Raw genomic sequence first — 17,665 nt, 5'->3', positions numbered from 1 at the left:
AGCTTATATTTTAGCAAAGAAGTCAAACTTTTTCTCTGCTATTAACTTAGGTTCTTTATTTGGATGTTCTTCATATACTTCTACATGGACTACTTTCACATGAGTAGGTATCCTATACTCTTTTTCCTGACTGTAGTTATACCCTGCTATAGAAGCTCCTTCTTTACCAGCTATATGCTTAATATTTACATAGTACTTAAGCGTTATACTATTGCCAAACTGCTCTCCTTGTTCAAAGCGTATCTTAGAAACTTTGCGAATCTGTAACCCTCTAGAACTAATATTCCCTTGTATATTAAATCTCAATAAATTGCCCTCTTTAGATACTAAAGATACAGCAGGTACGAATCTCTCTGTAACCTCCTGATAAGTGGTATAAGTATGTTGTTTACCTGTTTCAGGCACTTCTCTTGTCTCTTGTTTAGGTGCGGTATATATCGTTGAGACTTGCAATGTTTGAGCCTTAGTCTGACAACCAAATACGCTAAATATAGATGCTAAAATCATAAGATATTTCATTACTGCATTTTTAAACATATTCACTGGTTAAAAGTAATACTTCTTACCCTATAATAATCTCACTGATAATAGTGGTTTTCTTATTATACTACTATGTGCATGAAGTAACAAGACCTCTCTATTCGTGATAAAGAGGTCTTATATATACCTTAAATAGCGGTCAATCTGTTTTATAAACTACTCATTTTCTTCATAATAATAAGAGTAATCTATTCCTTTCATAAACATTTCTCTACTGTGTATTTCTTCTGTCAAAGCTTCTTTTAATAAACCTTTCAACATTTGACAATCTCTTACACTTTGTATCATCGCTAAATGATAGTCGTTCTTAGCTATTTTACTCCAATCTACACATCTTTTTAATTCTTTTTTTAGAATAAGGTCTAGCCATATCCTTGTACTTCTTCCATTCCCTTCCATAAATGGATGTGCAATGTTCATTTCAACATACTTGCTAACTATCTCATCAAATGTGTCTGAAGACATAGCTTCTATCTGTTGAAGAGTATTAGGAAGAAATGAAGCCATAGCAAACTGAAACCCTCCTTTAGAAATATTCTTCTGTCTTATCTGTCCTGCAAAATCATACAATCCTCCAAAGAGATAACCGTGTATCTGTTGTAACCCTTTTACAGTACCTATTTCTATATTATCTATAAAAGAACTTTCAAATAAAGCATAAGCTTTAGTCTTACTCTTCCCATCAATAGTTTCATCACTATACGTAAACCACTCTATAAAACGATTAGCTTTAGTACCTGGAAAAGTTTTACCTAAATCAATTATACCTTGATAATCAAGCACATCAGTTTTATATTTTTTACCATCCGCAGCTATTAATTTCAGTTGGGTAGTAACACTAACCAACTGACTATTCTCTTTCTTTAGTTTAGCTTTAAGATACTTCCAATAGTTACGCGTTTTAGTATAATCATCTTGATCAGTTAGCACCGCAATTATATCCAGAACTGAAAACCACCACTTATTGTTATCTTCGTTCCATATCGCACGTACTTCACGATCATCAAAAAAACGTATTGAAACTTTATCCATAAAACTTCCTTATTACTTTTAATTAAATCTGTATCACAAATTTAAGCATTAATTCTATCTCTTCATTCTTCTAAATACGCTCTACCCGTATAAATATCTATATAATAACTTACTATTTTATCTTCAAGTTTTACTTGAACTAAACCGTATGAATAGATGTATTTATAAGCCTTCGCACCTATATTCTCCTTCTTTATCTGATTGTAAAGTGTATAATTCTCATCCTTCTCTTTCTGCAAGGCATAGATACCTTTAGCAATATCTAAAACAAGTATAGAAGTGTACTCAGGCTCTATACTCCATAGTTGAGCTTTTTTATCCCAAACCCCATACTTACTATCACTTTCTTTACCTTCTATATTGACAAGATATAGTTCATCACTACCAGTATAGTACTTTACTGAAGCGACCTTCTGATGAGGTATAACCATTTCTTTAGCAGGCCATACAAGCCTACCGATTTGATCTGACACCTTAAAACTATCCAAATCAAGCTGTTCTAGTATTTGCCCATTTATATCTAAATACAGCCAATCATAAGCCCAAATATCGTCATCATAATTAAAAACACCTATTAAAAAATAAGGAGAATTGTGAATAGAATACACAAGGGAGGCATTCTTTATAAAGGTTACTTGTTCTGTTGTAGCCTTTGTAATTTCTTTTGGAAAGGCTTTATCATATTGCGGATACGAGTAGACACTTCCAGTATTTCTATCTTTTAATAACTTAGGAACAATTGGTTCAAAGCGTTCTTGCATCAATTTATCAAGTATAAACTCTTCATTACCACGCTTTATAGTAAGTGTATTAACACCTTCTAAGCCCTGATGTATTGCTTTCTTCTGCTGTACATCATAAATAGAAAAAGAGCCATTAGAACCTTTTATAAAGCGCTTATCAGCTAAGGTTGTGATGATATCAGACTCCTTTTTCTTTAGATATTGATTCTTAATTGCATAAAGTGTCTCATTCCAATAAATATGCTCACCATCTACTGCTTCAGGATTTAGAGTGTAACTATCTTCTAAATAAGGGACTTCTTTTTGCAGTAAGACCTGTTTGGTTTCAATCACCCCAATCTCTATACTATGATAGGTTTGTTCTTTTTTAATAGCTCCACCTAAGATATTCCACTCCCAATTCCAGATAGGCATCTTTCTCTCGTATTCCCTCTGTTTCTTATAGAATGTCAGTCCATTCACCACTTCTATCTCTATTTCACTCTCTCCTACTTCAAGCACTTCTTTTCCAGTGGTATCTATAACAACAGAAGCTCCCTTATTATTTATAACCATCGCATAACCTGTCGAAGTATAAGCAGATGCGCTTTTATACTTTATTCCGTTAAAAGGCTTTAAATTATCCTTATTTACATAGATAAAGTCATTCTGTTTAGTTAAAAACGGAATAAGTTGAGTAGGTTCTACTTGAGGCATATTTAAAGAGGATTTGTCTTTTCTCAATTGAGCATAAGTTATGATAGATATCAATATCAAAAGGGTACTTAATACAGCTACTTTCATACTTTTCATTTTTGTATTGGATAAGTAACAATATTAAAGAGATAAGCAAAAGAAGTCAATCCCTATTAGTGGGGATGTTTTTAATATTTATTAGCTCTATTTTTTTTAAAACAAAAACACCTTTTTTATTAAACTAAGATACATATAGTCAGTAGATATAGTAAAAAAAGCTTAATAAAAATGTAAATATTTAAACTAATTTTAAGCTTTAAACTACTGCATATAACTAAACAAAAATAGTCTTTTTGATAAATTAATGTATTTTTGCAAATATTATTAGCAAATATATCATGGAGAAAGCAGTAAAACCTGAAGAACCTCTTTTCTATATAGGACTATTAATAGTCTTAATTTATTTCATCTATTTATACTTTTTAGATACTAAACAAAAAAGAAATAGTACTAAGAAAATAGAATCTTTAGAAAATAAAATACTCAAAGCAAAACAGAATTACTTAAGCAATAATCAATTACTAAAAGATGAATTGACTAAATACTATTCTGTTGATTGGGTTGAAAGTGCATTCAACGGACATATTTATAAAGATATGCCTTTAGTACTACTTAAAGTTGCTTTAGGAACACCGAATGATATCGTTTTTAATGGATCACAAGGGCAAGTTTGGAAATATGATTTAAAACAAGGATATAAGTTACTTATCAATATATGGGATGAGCAGATCACTACTTGGCAACAAATAAATTAAAAGCAAATGAATAAAAAAGAATCATATACTATATTAGGCCTTGAAGAAAATGCTTCTCTTGATGAAATTAAGCTAGCTTATAGAAAATTAGCAAAACAATACCATCCTGATAGAACTGGTGGTGATGAGTTTTTTACTAATATGTTCAGAAAAATTAATCAAGCATATGAAAATCTTCTCTCTGCTAATGATTTCGATAACAACTATACAACACACTCTACTAAAGAAAACAATAAACATAAAAGAGTAATTGTCAATCCAAATGTTGAGAAATGGATTGAGAAACGTCATCAACTATTTGATTTTATAGGCTACTCAAAAGAGCAATTAGACTATTTAAAAAATAGAAAAACAAAAAGAGCTTTATCATTAAGTAATATCTTAAAACTAGCAGGAATTGCCTTACTAATTGCCATTGTCTTCAACCCTTACGGAATAGAAAAAGTAACAGCTAAACCGAAAGATATATTAACTACAAAATGGAAAACAACTTCTAAAACTAGCTTATATCCTTCTCCTGATAGTCAAACACATCCTATAAGTGAATTAGCAGAAGGACAACCTTTAGATAGTATAGGCGCTACTAAGTATTTCTTTAAGGTTCAGGTTCTGAATGGAGATAATATACAAACTGGCTATGTCTTAAAACGCAAAATAAGTAAATAAAAAGACTATGAATGCAAATTATTACAATCTTTTAGATAAAAAAGAAAGTCTAAAAAAGGATAATAGAGATATGTTAATCGCTGGAATAATTGGTGTTCTATTAGCATATTTTATGATAACAAGACCATCCTACCCTTCAAAAGACTCTTTTACATGGAGCAATCTATTATCACTTTATGCTATGGCTTTTTATATTGGCTTTTCTTTTGTAGCTGGTTGGAAAGTACTACATAATTTTACTGGTAAATTCTTTTTATTTTTACCTCTTATAGGCTGGGTTATTTATTTATTTTTAAAAATAGCCTTATCCTTAATTATTGGTTCTTATTTATATGGTATATTTCGTTTTTTCAATAACTTATATCAAACTTATCTAATTGATAAACAAATATCGGATTATTAAAATATTATTCATACTTAAAACACCATAAGTCATGGTAAGCTTAAAGGATATTGGAACATTTAAAACAGTTCCGCCTATTGTCAATGCAATTATAACAGGAGATATTCCCTTCTTAGATCAGTATTATACTGAAGGTTGGGATATTGAGAAGAAGATTTCATTAAGCAAATATATTGATGAGTCTCCTTTAGATTTAGCTTTGATCATGGAGAACTTTGATACTGTCAAATGGCTTATTAGTAAAGGAGTGAACTTAAATGTAAAAGGTAGTCCTAGTTTTTTAAATGCTGTACGTTATTGCAAGGCGGATATTATTAATTATCTCTTAACTCATGGTGCTAAAATAAACGAAATAAATCACCTTAAATCCGAAGCTTTTGAACAAGCGCTATATGGCAAATCTTATGATAACTTACCTATTATCCACAATTTAGGACATACCGTAGAGAAGTACGGTGGTCTAGCATTTCGTCAAGCAGTTAGCGATCGCAACTATAAAGTATTAGACTTCTTTATTTCTCACAACGTTGACATCAATTATAATAAAGCCGATATGGTGTATCCTTTTAAGCCTACTCCACTATGTGTAGCTGCAAGATATGTAGACTTACAGATGTGTAAATATCTTGTCAAACACGGTGCAGATGTAACGCTCGCTGAAAAAGATGGTATGCGTCCATACAGTATTGCTTTAGAGAAAGGAGATTGTGAAATGGCGGAGTACTTTAAGTCTATAGAACCTACAGATTTTCATAATCTAAGCAATAAACTCCCTGAACTTAAACCTTTTAAATTACCTAAAGTACTTTTGGAGTTCTTACAAGGAGATAATTTACGCATTGACTTACCTGATTCAGACTTTGAGTATATTGAGTTCTTTACCTTACTAGAGACAGTTCCGTTCAAGTTTGGAAGGCAGAAACTACTTCGCCTTTCTAAACAAACTGGTGATTATAGTCATATAAATATCGTTTGGAATCCAAAGACTAAGAAAATAGCTTGTTATGATATAGAACACCAAGAGCTTATAGATATATGTACTTTCGAAGAGTTTATTACAAGTCCAGTAGCTCAGTTAGATAAGTGTTTTTGTTAGGAAAAGGAAATATTCTTCTTATTTTAGCCTCATAGTTTTCTTCTTATTTCATCTATGCTTAAAGTGATTTCTTTTAGCAGTTCTTCATTAGTAAATACTTCTGATCCTCCAGTAATATAGATATTAATAAGCTTCTCGACTTGTCCTTTTCGCCATTCTATCTCTCCTTTTATGTCTTTATCTTTGACTGCTCTACTTATTTCTTTATGGTATAAAAGAGAGCCATTAACCACTCTTTGTTTAGTACGTAAGTACCCCTCTACCCTGTCTTCATCTATGGCCAATAAAGGAGACTTCACCTTCTGTACATAAAACTCTCTTTCTTCTTTATTATCTAATTGCTCATTGATAAAAGCCCCTAATTGACTTAGGTTCTCTATCCATACCCATTTATTAAAATTATGAGCAAAGACAACCTCTTTTATTTGATCACATACACTTAATGACATTTTCAAATCATTTGGTACAATATATAACCAATAGGCCAAATCAGATAAGTTAGATAGAGACACTGTAGAGTTAAAATTAACTCCTTTTCTTGCTCTATTAATACATGTTTTTATCTGCCTGATGTTACCATAGGCTTCGTACATTTGATCTAAATCCATAAGTTTTCTGTTTTACACCATTAAATAACAATATTAAAGAGATTAATAAGAATACACAATCCCTATTAGTAGGGATGTTTATAATATTTTTTTTATGACTCAATAAAGACTATCTTTAATGCAATTAAAAAAACAAAACATACCAAATATGAAAAAACTTTTTTCAATAATAGTATTACTAAACTCTACAACATTTTTTGCTCAAACTGCCGATTATGGTAAAATACGAAAGGGAAAAGAAACATTTACTGAATATATTTCTAAAAATGGTGACCTTATTAAAGTTGGTGATACACTGATTATAGGAAGATCTCTTGATGCGGATGGTTTTAGGTTTATAAATCAAAATGGAGAAAAAATGTATGTAGGTTATGAAGGTAAAAAATATATTCCTACTAAAATACAATCACATGGAAAAGAAAAGACGGGTATTTCTATTTGGTTAAGATCTAAAAGTTTTGGACAATATTCTATTGATATAGACTATGAAAATGCATTAAGTACAGGAGAAATCATAAACCCTAAAGGGCGACTAACAAAAGAACAAGCTATAAATAAACTTAAAGAAAAGAAAGAGTTGCTGGACTTACAAATCATTACTCAAGAAGAATACGATAGAATCAAAGAAGAAATGGTTAAATATATTAATTAAATAACTTAAACATAAGTTATTCTATTACGTAGTTGAGAGACAGTTCCGTTTAAATTTGGAAGGCAGAAACTACTTCGGCTTTCTAAACAAACTGGTGATTATACTGATGTAAATATCGTTTGGAATCCAAAGACTAAGAAAATAGCTTATTATGATATGGAACACCAAGAGCTTACAGACATATGTACTTTCGAAGAGTTTATTACAAGTCCAGTGGCTCAGTTAGATAAGTATTTTAATTGACATAATTAGCACCCTTATACCAATCAAAAAAAGCCACCTTACGGTAGCCTTTTTCTTTGTTTGTAGTTTGTAATATGTGTATAAGAATTTTCTTCTTATTTATTTCCTTTAGCGTAGTCAGCTAAGAACTGAGCTAATCCATTATCAGTTAATGGGTGTTTTAAAAGACCTGTGATAGCACTTAAAGGTCCTGTCATTACATCCGCACCTAACTTAGCACAGTTTACGATGTGCATAGTATGGCGTACAGACGCAGCTAAGATTTGTGTTTCAAATCCGTAGTTATCATAGATAAGACGAATATCTTCGATTAATATTAGACCATCAGTAGAGATATCATCTAATCTTCCAATGAATGGAGACACATAAGTAGCACCTGCTTTAGCCGCTAATAAAGCTTGCCCTGCAGAGAATACTAATGTTACATTAGTTTTGATTCCTTTAGAAGAAAAGTACTTACATGCTTTTACTCCTTCTTTAGTCATTGGTAATTTTACTACGATCTGAGGATTAAGTGCAGCTAGTTGCTCACCTTCTTTAATCATCCCTTCGTAATCTACAGAAATAACCTCTGCACTTACATCACCTTCTACTATCTCACAGATAGCTTTGTAATGATTTAAAATGTTTTCAGCTCCTGTGATTCCTTCTTTAGCCATTAAAGAAGGGTTAGTGGTAACACCATCTAATACCCCCAGTGCCTCAGCTTCTCTAATTTGATCCAAATTAGCTGTGTCAATAAAAAACTTCATAATCTATATTATTATATTATGTTATGTTGTAACCCAAAAGTACGATATATATTCATCACTAGAGCGATTCTTAGAGAGTTTTTCTAACAATACTTATACCTCTAATCCCTATTCACTGAGTCCCAAATAGTAATGATTTTCCCTTTATTAGCCTTTAATCTTGTAGTGATTCATCAGCATCTTCTCATACACCTTCCCAGGTAATATTTTTTTGAGGATTAATGAGAATTTCTGCAAAGGCTCCCCTACTTTATACCTCACTTTTGGCTTAGATGTATTGATCACTTTGTGAATAGCTTTAGCCATCTCTATTGGATCTCCACCACTGTCTACATGCTCATCCATCATATCTAATGACATTTGGTAAACTTCTTTATAAGCCGAATTGTCTAATACAGGAGCATGATAGCGCCCTGCCGCAATATTAGTTGCAAAATCACCTGGTGCTACATTAGTCACTTCTACATTAAATGGCTTTAACTCCATTCGCATAGCTTCTGTAATTAACTCTAAAGCTCCTTTAGAAGAAGAATAGATCCCTCTAAATGGCAATCCCATATATCCTGCTATCGAAGTAACATTAATGATTAAACCTTCTTTTCTAGCGCGCATATGAGGCAATACAGCTTTCATGACTTCAATCGGTCCGAATACATTCGTTTGGAAGTTATTTAAGATTTGATCAGCAGGGATTTCTTCTATTGGTCCCGTGATTCCTACACCAGCATTATTGATTAATACATCTATTTTTCCTTCTATCGCAATGACTTCTTCTATAGCAGATTGAATACTAGCCGTATCGCGTACATCTAAGCGTACTAAAGGAATTTTTGAATCTACTACTCTCTCAGGATTTCTACTTGTTCCATATACTTTACACCCATGTTGGGTCAAATATTCTCCTACACTCCTACCTATACCAGAAGATCCTCCTGTAATAAAAACGATTTTACTCATTGTATTTCTTGATTTAGAACAAAGATAAAAATATTCAATGAAGAATGCTTACTGTCGCTTTGTTGTTTTCTTTTTCTATTCCCCAAAGAACCACCACACCTCCCGTCAACTGTAAACCATCAACTGTAAACCATCAACTGTAAACCATCAACTGTAAACCATCAACTGTAAACCATCAACTGTAAACCATCAACTGTAAACCAAGCAAAACATGCTAATTCTTCTTATCTTTACCCCAAACACTTTAAGACTCACTCATGAATAAAATTATATTAGCTGCTAGCCTATTAGCACTTAGTATCTCAATGACTAGCTGTAAAACAACTAGTTCTATTTCAAACAACCAAACAGTTTCTTCTACTTATTGGCAAGAAATATCTGCTGACTCTATGGCTGTAAACCTAAAAGTATTAGCCTCAGAAGATTTTGAAGGAAGAAGAACAGGAGAACCTGGACAAAAAAAAGCAACTGAATTTATTACCAACTTTTATAAGAAGAGAAATATAGCGTATCCTAAACAAGCAGATGGTTACCTACAGCCTGTTCCTAGTGCTTTTATGAGAAATAGCATGATGAGATTAAAGGATAGCGAGAATATTATGGCTTTTATAGAAGGAAGTGAAAAACCTGAAGAAGTACTAGTCATCTCAGCTCACTTTGACCATATGGGAATATTACTTGACAAAATCTACTATGGTGCTGATGACAATGGCTCAGGTACAGTAGCTGTAATGGAGTTAGCTCGTGTATTTAAAGACCTTGAAAGCAAAGGAATAAAACCTAAAAGATCTATTCTATTCTTACATGTAACAGGAGAAGAATTTGGACTATTTGGGTCTGAGTACTATGTTCAAAACCCTATTATACCATTAGAAAATATCGTAGCTAATATTAATATCGATATGATCGGGCGAACAAGTAATAAATATAAAAAAGATGGGGACTATATTTATGTAGTAGGCGCTGATAGGTTGAGTAAAGAATTACATCAAATGTCTGAGCAATCAAATGCAAACTCAGTCAATATCGATCTTGATTATACTTATAATGATGTCAATCATCCTGAACAAATTTACTATCGTTCTGACCATTACAGTTTCGCAAAGCACAATATCCCTGCTATGTTCTACTTTAACGGAACACATGCTGACTATCATCAACCGACGGATACCTATGACAAAATAGAGTTTGAATTAATGAAAAAACGCACACAATTAGCTTTTGCCACAGCGTGGACTATTCTAAATGCAGAGCACAAACCTCGTTTAGACTAAATATAATGCTAAACCTCTTTTAGATATGAAAATGATTTGGATCAAAACTATAGATATAAGTTTATTTCTATTGTGCACCATTAATCTGATTCTATGGATCATGCGTAGCTTATACGTTATCGGAACGAATACTTCTGAGACCTTTCAATGGATCTATGAAGAAGCATATACCCCGATGCTATATGCCTTATTTATCCTACCTGTCTTAGTAGTAGCGACCATGATTAATAGAAAGTTCTCAATACAATCCTTTACCTTTTTATCCTTAAAATGTTTAGTGATTAACTTCTTTTTGATCTTTGTGTTAAGGTAACTAATTATATATAACAACGCCTATTCCTCGATGAATAGGCATTGTTGTATATTTATACTTCTACTTCCATAAAAAATGATCGTTTATTCTTAATTTATTTCATTTGTATAATATACTATGTCCCCCCCTCAACCCTACAAGAGGAAACCCGTAAAGGATGCGGTAGGGGCGAATTGCAATTCGCCCACACAACGAATGCCCGCATAGTGAATTGTTTGTCCCAAACATTATACGGCATATTGTTTGTCCATTATAAACAGGCGAATTGCAATTCGCCCCTACCTGTGAAATTTATCATCGTGCCATCGTTCAGGGTTGGTGATGATATAATTCGATATATACTGATAACTTCTCTCGTCTCTTATAATATGCTCATAGTAATTTCTCTGCCAGATGGTACGGGCGGTTGGGGGCGTTGGGGCGAATTGCAATTCGCCCACACAAAACGAATTGCAATTCGTCCCTGCTTTTATTCTTTTTATTGTGGCTATTTTATAACCTCTGACGATAGCCCCGATCGTTTGAGACGGAGATTTAAATCCTTTATTATCACCTGTCTTTGTTTTATTCTTCACAATCTCGATTATCGCATGCATATGATTAGGCATAATGATAAACTCATGCAAAATCACATTATCTCTCACATTTGCTGTATTCAGCCATTCATCCCTTGCGATCTCACCTATCTCATTCAATGTTAATACCCCATCTTTGATAGATCCGAAGATATTCTCCCTATCCTGTACACATAGCGTGATAAAGTATAATCCCTCAGATGCATAATCATACCCTTTTAAGCGTATAGATTCTCGTTGTTGATAGTTCATCTTATAGTTATTCATAGCCAGATAGTTATTTTACCTACATCACCTAATACATTGATTTTAAATATACCACTTTTCTTACTACCCTCAAAAACAAGAAAAAGCCCATCTTCACAGACGGGCTTTTCTATTAAACACTTCGAATACCTCAAAGTCAAGAGACTTCATCGAACTAAGAATAAGAGTCTGATCTTAGTATTTAATTACTTAGGATAAGTATTCATTATATATTTTGGCATATTCAACAAATCTTTCTAGTTTCTCTTGGTTAACCAATTCATCTAAGATATCTAGGGCTAACCGAATAGGATCTTTCTCAATACAGAATAGGTTACTATCGCATTCTATTCCTGCATAATTAGAATCTCTTTTCATACCTATCGCCCAATTCTTTAAGAATAAATCTAATGGTATTTCGACTATTTCATGATTAGCCCACCCTTCTTGTCTACATGCATTTGCATAAGCATTCGCTGACCAAAAGCATAATAGTAAAGCCTCTTCCCCCTCTTCGTCTTCAAAATCATTAGAATATAAGAAAGCAAAACCACGAGGTTCTTTTAAAGCATAGATTATTTCGGTCTCACAGATTCTCTTTATAAATCTCTTATACTTTACTTCTAATGTAGCAGTGTCTTTTAACATGTTTTATTTTTTATAATATCTTAACTCTAAAAAGTCATGAACTCTTCTTCTAGTATAGAATAAATATTAAATAACTTCAAATAAAGAAGCTTTAAGATACCTCTCTTGATTAATACCTCTTGATTTCTCCGTCTATTACTCCATTCTTATAATTTGCCTCACCTTTTAATCTTCCATTCTCATAATATCCTTTCATCATTCCGTCTAAGACACCATCCTTATAACTTGTTTCGCCTTGTAATTGTCCGTTTTTATAATACTCTTTACTCACCCCATCTAGTTCCCCATTCTTATAACTCGCCTCTACTTTTACTTGACCATGCTCATAGTATCCTTTGGTAATACCGTGTTCTACCCCATTCTTATACGTCATTTCTATCTCTAGTTGCCCATCTTCATAATACTTCTTAGTCATTCCTTCTAGTTCGCCATGCTTATACGTCATCTCAATTGCAGCTTGTCCATCCTCAAAATAGCTTTTCTTACTTCCCTCTAACTTTCCAGCCTTATACGTTTTCTCTAGCTCTAGCTTTCCATTCTTATAATATTCTTTAAAACTGCCATCTAATACCCCATTCTTATAGTTTGCCTCCGCTTTTACTTGTCCATCTTCATAATAACGTTTTGTTATTCCATCTAACTTTCCTTTCGTATAGTTTTCTTCTAAATCTACTTTTCCATTGGCATAATAACTCTTTGCACTTCCTGTAAATACCTCTTTTGAATTCACTTCATACATCAGGCCATTACGCTCTTGAAGATCATTGATATGAACTTCTTTTTTAGCACAGTTTATGAATAAAACTGAAACAAATAAAATACATAAAACTCTTTTCATACTTACTTTCTTAAAAATCACATCGGAGAATCTATTGTTCTCAATAACAAAAATAGCCTTATTATTATAAATAAATCACAAATTGTCTCAATCTATTTATAACCTCCCTAAACTAAAAAAAGCCCACGAATTAACGTGAGCTTTTATATTTAAAAAAGAGATATACTATTTCTCGAATTCTTTTAATGTTTTAGTAATGATGTTTACACAGTCTAATAACTGCTCTTCGTTCATTACTAATGGTGGAGCGAAACGGATGATGTTACCATGCGTTGGTTTTGCTAATAACCCGTTGTCTCTTAATTTAAGACAGATGTTCCAAGCTGTATCACTTTCTTCAGTATCGTTAATGATAATAGCATTTAATAAACCTTTACCACGTACTAAAGTACAGATATTACTAGTAGCAATATACTTGTTAAGCTCTGCTCTGAATAATTGTCCAAGTTTCTCAGCGTTATCTGCTAATTTCTCGTCTAATACTACATCTAGAGCAGCCATAGCTACAGCAGCAGCTGTAGGGTTACCTCCAAAAGTAGAACCGTGTTGACCAGGTTTGATTACATTCATAATCTCATCATTTGCTAACACAGCAGAGATAGGGTATGCTCCTCCTGATAATGCTTTACCTAATACGATGATATCAGCTTTGATATTTTCGTGGTCGATAGCTAACATTTTACCTGTACGAGCGATACCTGTTTGTACTTCATCTGCAATGAATAAAGCATTGTGCTCTTCACATAACGCTTTAGCAGCAGTTAAATAACCTGCGTCTGGTACATAAACTCCAGCCTCACCTTGAATAGGCTCAACTAAGAAACCAGCAATCATTCCTTTATTAGCTTCCATAGCAGCTTTTAAAGCCTCTACATCATTATAAGCTACACGGATAAATCCGTCTGTGTAAGGTCCGTAGTTTTTACGAGCATCAGGATCGTTAGAGAAAGAAATAATCGTAGTCGTTCTTCCGTGGAAGTTGTTCTCACATACGATGATTTTCGCTTGATTCTCAGCAATACCTTTTACTTCATAAGCCCATTTTCTACATAGCTTTAAAGCAGTCTCTACAGCTTCTGCCCCAGAGTTCATCGGAAGAACTTTATCAAAACCAAAAAGCTTCGTAATTTTCTCTTCGTATAACCCTAATTTATCATTGTAGAATGCTCTAGAAGTCAATGCTAGTGTACCCGCTTGATCAGCGATCGCTTTAACGATAGCTGGGTGGCAGTGTCCTTGGTTTACAGCAGAATATGCTGATAAAAAATCATAATATTTCTTACCTTCTACGTCCCATACATATACTCCTTCTCCTTTAGATAATACTACTGGTAGTGGGTGGTAATTATGTGCTCCGTATTTATTTTCTAGCTCAATAGCATGAGCTGAAGTCATTTTGTTCGACATTATAATTGTTTTTGTATTGTTTTTGTTCTCGCAATTTAAATCTTTTTTAGTGAAATCTAAAATTAATATTTGTTAGAATTAAGTCAAAAACAAGCTTTACTTTTGACTTAATTTAAATTTATCACGTCTACTATTCCCAATTCCTTAATAAAACTCTCATCATGGCTAACAACTACTAAGGTTCCATTAAACTCACTTAAAGCTTTAGTTAAACTCTCAATACTAATAATATCTAAGTTATTCGTAGGTTCATCTAATAGTAACACATCTATCTCTGAAGCTAAAATGGTCAGATAACACAACACTAGCTTCAGTTTTTCTCCTCCACTAAATGTACTTATCTTATTCGTCCATAAGGCTACTCCTATTCCATACTGAAATAATAGATTGCGAAGATCCGCCAGAGAGTGTTTCCCTTTATTAGCCAGTTCTAACTGATCTATCGGCGTTAAGCTATGATCTAGTAAAGAGTAAAATTGATCCAAATAGACCACCTTAGCATCTGCACGGTATAATTCTCCTGTAGTAGGTAGATAAATTCCTTGTAACAGTTTAAACAACGTAGACTTACCAGAACCATTCTTTCCTTTGAGCAAAATTCTATCTCCGCTCATAATTTTAAAGTCAACATTCGTCTTAAATATTGGGGCAAATGCAGGAGAATAACAATAGTTCATTTCTTTAGCTTCCCATAACAACTTCCCTTTATGCAAAGTAGATTGGGGAAAACGAATAGCAAACAGTTTATCTCGTTCTAATTGAGTTCTTAATTCTAATAATTCAGATTGTATACCCTCTTTCTTTTGCTGATGAACATCCTGTAGCTTAGCTACACTATTCTCTGTTTTATTGCGCATCGCATTAATAACAATCTTTGGAAGACCTGCTTTTTTCTCTGCTTTTTTGTTCTGAGCCTTATCTTTACTTATTTGCTCTGTACGTTTAATATCCGCTTTTTTAGCATCTTTCATTTCTTTAGACAGATGATCTACTTTACTCTGGATACCTTGTAGACGCAGTTCTTTTTGTTCTTTGTATAGGCTGTAATTCCCTCCATACTTAAATACACCATTAGGTGTTAGCTCAAAAGTAATAGGCATTAACTCAAGTAATACCCTATCATGACTGACAATAACGATAGTACCTTTAAACTCTTGTATATACTTATAGAATAATTCCTTGGTTTCTAAATCTAAGTGGTTAGTAGGTTCATCTAATAACAGTGTATCTGCCTGACTTAGCATCATCTTCGCAAAGAGAACCTTGGTCTGTTGCCCTCCACTCAGACAATCCATTGTCGTATCTGGTGAGATTGTCTCTAATTCCCAATACGCTAATACTTTAGCAATCTGCTCTTCTATATCCCATTGATCATTAAGTACTTCGTAGTCCCTTTCTTCTACAGAACCCGCTAGTATAGCACGGAGCGCCCTAACCTTATCAGCTACACCTACTGCTTCATAAATAGTGTGAGATTCAACTAATTGTTTATTTTGGGGCAAGTAGAATACTGTCCCATTAATATGAATGGCAGGTTCCGCTAACTCTAATTCTCTAGCGATTAGTTTAAGTAATGTTGTTTTGCCAGTACCATTTTGACCGATGATACTAACCTTCTCTCCAGCATTAATAGATAAACTAATATTCGTAAATAAAGGTGTCTTATCTGCGTGATAATAAGATAAATTTGATATAACTATGCTCATAGTCTTTTAAAATTTAACCCAGAATAAGTAATAGACCAATAAACGAAAAGTAAGTATACAAAATAGGTCTGAATTAGCGATACAATCATAATGTCGTATGGTTTTAGAACTAATGAAAGAGCTATGAAGTAGAACTGCTTTATAGTATTTGGCTGAGGCTGATTCTTGGTTTACTGATGTGAATAATCCATACGTGGCCCGTACACCACTCCTCACGGTCAAAAAATATGTATTTACACGATACTAAGTATTATGACAACACAAGACTGTTGTCAATTTATAAAGATGATAACCACTCGTTGGACTGAAGTTTGTCCTTTTATCTATTGGTTATATATAACCAATCTTTACTTAGCTGTGTACATTTAGACTATTATTCGTTAATACTGATGCAAATGTATATCTACTTTTAGTTTTAAACAATTATTTGAACGATATTTTTATTAAAAACAGCTCTTTGATTAAAAAGACTTTATACAAGATTATACACTGATATTGTTTTAACCCAGATTAAAGCTTGCACTTTCTAGGGGATTCCTTGCAGTTTTCTAGGACTTTGCTTGCCTAGAAGGTGGTTTTCTCGAAGAAAGGTGCAAGAACCCCTCAAGCAATCCTCTAGAAAGTCAGAACAAAACTATCTTTTATTTAATCAAAATCAGATTAAAAGACTTTTTTATTCTATGTTTACAGTCCTATAATCAAAAAAATATGAGTACTAAAGAATTAACAAATAGATATGGATCACTAGCCTCATGGGTATATCATATCGATAAACTTATTGGAAGATCCTTTGGAGATGTTGAATACTATAGTGAAAGATTAAAAAACACAGAAGGAGTAATCCTAGAGCCTGCATGTGGTAATGGGAGAATACTAATCCCTCTATTAGAAAAAGGGTTAAAAATAGAAGGATTTGACGCTTCTGCAGAAATGCTTTCTTACTGTGAGCAAGAATGTAAACAAAGAAGTCTCGATGGTGCCTTTAGACAAGAAATGTTTAATACCTTCACCTCTACTACCCCTTATGAAGCAATTATAATCCCTGCAGGGTCATTTCAGCTTATTACGGATACTGATGAGGCTATTGAGGTATTAAAACACTTTAAATCAGCTCTAAAAGAAGGTGGCCGATTAATAATAGACTTGTCTCCATTATCTTCGCTATCAGAAGCTCCTATGCTAGCTAGACAGTGGAATGTAGATAATGGAATGCTTACACTGACAGAATCTAGAGTAGAAACATCTTATCTTAAGCAGACTACTATATCTCAATTAAGATATGAGCATTGGGATAATGAGAAAGGGTTAGTTAACTCTGAGATAGATCTGTTCTCTCTACGCTTCTGGGGAGTAAAAGAATTTGAACTAGCCTTAACAGCTGTTGGTTTTACAGAGATTACCATCAGTAGTAATTATAATTATTTAGAAGAAATTTCAGAAGAAACACATACGCTAACTTTCGAAGCAAAATAATAA

Annotated in this window: 19 protein-coding genes; 8 read left to right on the top strand and 11 right to left on the bottom strand. The window is 33.1% G+C overall.

What is annotated here, in order from left to right:
• Window positions 1–3 precede the first annotated feature (3 nt).
• The 3 genes from MPR_RS08670 to MPR_RS08660 all read right to left on the bottom strand — a co-directional run bounded on the left by MPR_RS08670 (window position 4) and on the right by MPR_RS08660 (window position 3,098).
• Window positions 4–519 (bottom strand): hypothetical protein, encoded by a 516-nt coding sequence (locus MPR_RS08670; RefSeq protein ID WP_175469356.1) that lies wholly within the window; start codon window positions 517–519, stop codon window positions 4–6.
• Between the two features lie 177 nt (window positions 520–696).
• Complete coding sequence (gene fic, locus MPR_RS19040) at window positions 697–1,572, bottom strand: protein adenylyltransferase Fic (RefSeq protein WP_041891606.1); 876 nt, start codon at window positions 1,570–1,572, stop codon at window positions 697–699.
• Window positions 1,573–1,634: 62 nt separating this feature from the next.
• Window positions 1,635–3,098 carry a hypothetical protein gene (locus tag MPR_RS08660; RefSeq protein ID WP_041895309.1) on the bottom strand — a complete coding sequence of 488 codons (1,464 nt, stop codon included), beginning with the start codon at window positions 3,096–3,098 and terminating at the stop codon, window positions 1,635–1,637.
• A 290-nt stretch (window positions 3,099–3,388) separates the two neighbouring features.
• Here MPR_RS08660 and MPR_RS08655 point away from each other — a divergent pair, with 290 nt between their 5' ends.
• Genes MPR_RS08655 through MPR_RS08640 form a run of 4 tightly spaced genes read left to right on the top strand, consistent with a single transcriptional unit; the run spans window position 3,389 to window position 5,970 of the window.
• Window positions 3,389–3,805 carry a hypothetical protein gene (locus MPR_RS08655; protein ID WP_041891602.1) on the top strand — a complete coding sequence of 139 codons (417 nt, stop codon included), beginning with the start codon at window positions 3,389–3,391 and terminating at the stop codon, window positions 3,803–3,805.
• A gap of 6 nt (window positions 3,806–3,811) precedes the next feature.
• Entirely contained in the window at window positions 3,812–4,471 is a 660-nt protein-coding gene (locus MPR_RS08650) for a J domain-containing protein (RefSeq protein WP_041891600.1), read from the top strand.
• Between the two features lie 7 nt (window positions 4,472–4,478).
• Window positions 4,479–4,874, top strand: a complete 396-nt coding sequence (locus MPR_RS08645; protein ID WP_041891598.1) for a hypothetical protein — start codon at window positions 4,479–4,481, stop codon at window positions 4,872–4,874.
• Between the two features lie 31 nt (window positions 4,875–4,905).
• A complete protein-coding gene (locus MPR_RS08640) occupies window positions 4,906–5,970 on the top strand; it encodes an ankyrin repeat domain-containing protein (protein ID WP_041891596.1) in 1,065 nt (354 codons plus the stop codon).
• Window positions 5,971–5,999: 29 nt separating this feature from the next.
• Here MPR_RS08640 and MPR_RS08635 read toward each other — a convergent pair whose 3' ends face one another.
• On the bottom strand, window positions 6,000–6,578 hold the full coding sequence (locus MPR_RS08635; RefSeq protein ID WP_041891593.1) for a DUF6707 family protein: 579 nt from the start codon (window positions 6,576–6,578) through the stop codon (window positions 6,000–6,002).
• 148 nt (window positions 6,579–6,726) lie between these two features.
• Between MPR_RS08635 and MPR_RS08630 the strand changes: the two genes are divergently transcribed.
• Window positions 6,727–7,230, top strand: a complete 504-nt coding sequence (locus tag MPR_RS08630) for a hypothetical protein (RefSeq protein WP_139177105.1) — start codon at window positions 6,727–6,729, stop codon at window positions 7,228–7,230.
• Between the two features lie 338 nt (window positions 7,231–7,568).
• Here the strand turns inward: MPR_RS08630 and fsa are convergent, their stop codons facing one another.
• Together fsa and MPR_RS08620 are read right to left on the bottom strand one after the other, a co-directional pair.
• A complete protein-coding gene (gene fsa, locus MPR_RS08625; RefSeq protein WP_006261176.1) occupies window positions 7,569–8,225 on the bottom strand; it encodes a fructose-6-phosphate aldolase in 657 nt (218 codons plus the stop codon).
• A 147-nt stretch (window positions 8,226–8,372) separates the two neighbouring features.
• Window positions 8,373–9,182, bottom strand: coding sequence for an SDR family oxidoreductase (locus MPR_RS08620; RefSeq protein ID WP_041891584.1), 810 nt, complete (start codon window positions 9,180–9,182; stop codon window positions 8,373–8,375).
• A 257-nt stretch (window positions 9,183–9,439) separates the two neighbouring features.
• Here MPR_RS08620 and MPR_RS08615 point away from each other — a divergent pair, with 257 nt between their 5' ends.
• On the top strand, window positions 9,440–10,456 hold the full coding sequence (locus tag MPR_RS08615; RefSeq protein WP_041891581.1) for a M28 family metallopeptidase: 1,017 nt from the start codon (window positions 9,440–9,442) through the stop codon (window positions 10,454–10,456).
• Window positions 10,457–10,481: 25 nt separating this feature from the next.
• Window positions 10,482–10,769, top strand: coding sequence for a hypothetical protein (locus MPR_RS18285; RefSeq protein ID WP_074761193.1), 288 nt, complete (start codon window positions 10,482–10,484; stop codon window positions 10,767–10,769).
• Between the two features lie 278 nt (window positions 10,770–11,047).
• Here the strand turns inward: MPR_RS18285 and MPR_RS08610 are convergent, their stop codons facing one another.
• The 5 genes from MPR_RS08610 to MPR_RS08590 form a co-directional block, all read right to left on the bottom strand.
• Window positions 11,048–11,611, bottom strand: a complete 564-nt coding sequence (locus MPR_RS08610) for a transposase (RefSeq protein WP_041891577.1) — start codon at window positions 11,609–11,611, stop codon at window positions 11,048–11,050.
• Window positions 11,612–11,800: 189 nt separating this feature from the next.
• Entirely contained in the window at window positions 11,801–12,238 is a 438-nt protein-coding gene (locus MPR_RS08605) for a DUF2750 domain-containing protein (protein ID WP_041891573.1), read from the bottom strand.
• Window positions 12,239–12,347: 109 nt separating this feature from the next.
• Window positions 12,348–13,076 (bottom strand): toxin-antitoxin system YwqK family antitoxin, encoded by a 729-nt coding sequence (locus MPR_RS08600; protein WP_235280654.1) that lies wholly within the window; start codon window positions 13,074–13,076, stop codon window positions 12,348–12,350.
• Window positions 13,077–13,241: 165 nt separating this feature from the next.
• Entirely contained in the window at window positions 13,242–14,483 is a 1,242-nt protein-coding gene (rocD, locus tag MPR_RS08595) for an ornithine--oxo-acid transaminase (RefSeq protein WP_041891567.1), read from the bottom strand.
• 107 nt (window positions 14,484–14,590) lie between these two features.
• Entirely contained in the window at window positions 14,591–16,189 is a 1,599-nt protein-coding gene (locus tag MPR_RS08590) for an ABC-F family ATP-binding cassette domain-containing protein (RefSeq protein WP_041891564.1), read from the bottom strand.
• A gap of 708 nt (window positions 16,190–16,897) precedes the next feature.
• On the opposite strand from MPR_RS08590, the gene MPR_RS08585 reads away from it, so the two are divergent.
• Complete coding sequence (locus tag MPR_RS08585; protein WP_041891562.1) at window positions 16,898–17,662, top strand: class I SAM-dependent methyltransferase; 765 nt, start codon at window positions 16,898–16,900, stop codon at window positions 17,660–17,662.
• Window positions 17,663–17,665: the final 3 nt, after the last annotated feature.

It is taken from the genome of Myroides profundi (genome assembly GCF_000833025.1).
In the GTDB taxonomy this organism is placed as follows: domain Bacteria; phylum Bacteroidota; class Bacteroidia; order Flavobacteriales; family Flavobacteriaceae; genus Flavobacterium; species Flavobacterium profundi_A.
This window is presented reverse-complemented; position numbering and strand designations above follow the sequence as displayed.

Bases quoted from the DNA above. Each gene is read 5' to 3' on its own strand.
- MPR_RS18285 (WP_074761193.1), top strand. From the start codon at position 10,482: ATGAAAATGATTTGGATCAAAACTATAGATATAAGTTTATTTCTATTG.
- fsa (WP_006261176.1), bottom strand. From the start codon at position 8,225: ATGAAGTTTTTTATTGACACAGCTAATTTGGATCAAATTAGAGAAGCT.
- MPR_RS08650 (WP_041891600.1), top strand. From the start codon at position 3,812: ATGAATAAAAAAGAATCATATACTATATTAGGCCTTGAAGAAAATGCT.
- MPR_RS08585 (WP_041891562.1), top strand. From the start codon at position 16,898: ATGAGTACTAAAGAATTAACAAATAGATATGGATCACTAGCCTCATGG.
- MPR_RS08645 (WP_041891598.1), top strand. From the start codon at position 4,479: ATGAATGCAAATTATTACAATCTTTTAGATAAAAAAGAAAGTCTAAAA.
- MPR_RS08670 (WP_175469356.1), bottom strand. From the start codon at position 519: ATGAAATATCTTATGATTTTAGCATCTATATTTAGCGTATTTGGTTGT.
- MPR_RS08620 (WP_041891584.1), bottom strand. From the start codon at position 9,182: ATGAGTAAAATCGTTTTTATTACAGGAGGATCTTCTGGTATAGGTAGG.
- MPR_RS08635 (WP_041891593.1), bottom strand. From the start codon at position 6,578: ATGGATTTAGATCAAATGTACGAAGCCTATGGTAACATCAGGCAGATA.
- MPR_RS08610 (WP_041891577.1), bottom strand. From the start codon at position 11,611: ATGAATAACTATAAGATGAACTATCAACAACGAGAATCTATACGCTTA.
- MPR_RS08615 (WP_041891581.1), top strand. From the start codon at position 9,440: ATGAATAAAATTATATTAGCTGCTAGCCTATTAGCACTTAGTATCTCA.
- MPR_RS08630 (WP_139177105.1), top strand. From the start codon at position 6,727: ATGAAAAAACTTTTTTCAATAATAGTATTACTAAACTCTACAACATTT.
- MPR_RS08590 (WP_041891564.1), bottom strand. From the start codon at position 16,189: ATGAGCATAGTTATATCAAATTTATCTTATTATCACGCAGATAAGACA.
- MPR_RS08660 (WP_041895309.1), bottom strand. From the start codon at position 3,098: ATGAAAGTAGCTGTATTAAGTACCCTTTTGATATTGATATCTATCATA.
- MPR_RS08655 (WP_041891602.1), top strand. From the start codon at position 3,389: ATGGAGAAAGCAGTAAAACCTGAAGAACCTCTTTTCTATATAGGACTA.
- fic (WP_041891606.1), bottom strand. From the start codon at position 1,572: ATGGATAAAGTTTCAATACGTTTTTTTGATGATCGTGAAGTACGTGCG.
- rocD (WP_041891567.1), bottom strand. From the start codon at position 14,483: ATGTCGAACAAAATGACTTCAGCTCATGCTATTGAGCTAGAAAATAAA.
- MPR_RS08605 (WP_041891573.1), bottom strand. From the start codon at position 12,238: ATGTTAAAAGACACTGCTACATTAGAAGTAAAGTATAAGAGATTTATA.
- MPR_RS08640 (WP_041891596.1), top strand. From the start codon at position 4,906: ATGGTAAGCTTAAAGGATATTGGAACATTTAAAACAGTTCCGCCTATT.
- MPR_RS08600 (WP_235280654.1), bottom strand. From the start codon at position 13,076: ATGAAAAGAGTTTTATGTATTTTATTTGTTTCAGTTTTATTCATAAAC.